This window comes from Dechloromonas denitrificans, from assembly GCF_001551835.1.
Lineage (GTDB): Bacteria > Pseudomonadota > Gammaproteobacteria > Burkholderiales > Rhodocyclaceae > Azonexus > Azonexus denitrificans.
Genome location: NZ_LODL01000004.1, coordinates 1 through 1209, shown reverse-complemented (window position 1 = coordinate 1209; position 1209 = coordinate 1). Strand labels below are relative to the sequence as shown.

The window sequence follows — 1209 nt, the reverse complement described above, 5'->3', positions numbered from 1 at the left end:
CGCTTCCTTGCACGCTTCCCAGAGATGCCGGGTGACGAGCTTCTGGTGACTCCTGCTCTGCGTACATTGCGCTCGTTGGGCACAATCGGCGCAATGTTTGGGATTTGAGGCATATTCCCGATAGCCCAGCCGGTTGGTCGTCCGGTACGGCAGGACTTCACCGGTCGGGCAGCGGTAGCAATCCTGTACCGCATCGTAGAGATAGTCCCGCTTGTAGAAATAGCCATCGCGGTGGCTCGGTCGCTTGTAGCCCATCACCCCGAACAGTTCCCGGTCAAGGATGCCCTTGCAGACTTGGGGAGTGAAATACCCGGCATCCAGACCGACGGCACCCACAGCCAACTCAAAGCGTTCCTTGGCCCGATCCAGGCGGGCAAGGTACGGTTGGCTGTCGTGGACATTGCCCGGCGTGACATGGGTATCGACGATCAGGGCATGCACGCCATCGACGGTGCGGTGATCCAGATAGAAGAAGCCGGTCGGCTTGTTGTCGCGGGCCATGAAGCCTGCGTCGGGATCGACCGTACTGACCTTAATTTCCTTGGTCGGCGGGGCCGAGTCATCGTCATCGCGCTTGAGCGGCTTCTTGCCGGCAGCGACCCGATCAGCCTCGATCGCCGCATCGAGTTCGGCCAGGTAGGCCGCCGGGGTTTGTTCAAGCTGATGGATTTCAAAGTGCCGTTTGTTGGCGTTGGCCTTCAGGTGGGTGCTGTCGGTGTAGAGCACACGCCCACCAATCAGCTTGTGCTCGATGGCTTGCTCGACAATACCGTCGAAGATGCGTTGCTCGATGTCCGTGCCGACAAACCGGCGACGACGGTTCTGCGACAGCGTTGAGGCATCCGGGACCTTGTCCGTCAGGCGAAAGCCGAGAAACCAGCGGTAGGCAACATTGACTTCGATTTCCTTGACCAGTCGCCGCTCGGAGCGAATCCCGAACAGATAGCCGATGAATAGCATTTTGAACAACACCACCGGATCAACGGCCGGTCGGCCATTGTTCTCGCAGTAAAGGTGCTGGGTCGCTTCGCGGATGAAATCAAACCGGATGTGCTGGTCGAGCAGTCGGAGCAAGTGGTCTTTCGGGACCAGTTGCTCCAACGTCACCATCTCCAGTTCCGTCTGGGCAGGGGAGGCAGGCTTGAGCATGCCAACATTATAAAAAAACAAAGCCCCCAAACGATTGGAGGCTTTGTCAGCAATCTGAGG

1 protein-coding gene is annotated in these 1209 nt (G+C 58.5%); it reads right to left on the bottom strand.

The features are described from left to right. Positions 1 to 1149, bottom strand: a 1149-nt coding sequence (locus AT959_RS00865) for an IS1182 family transposase (protein ID WP_157651164.1), incomplete at its 3' end; no start/stop codon positions are given. Positions 1150 to 1209 lie beyond the last annotated feature (60 nt).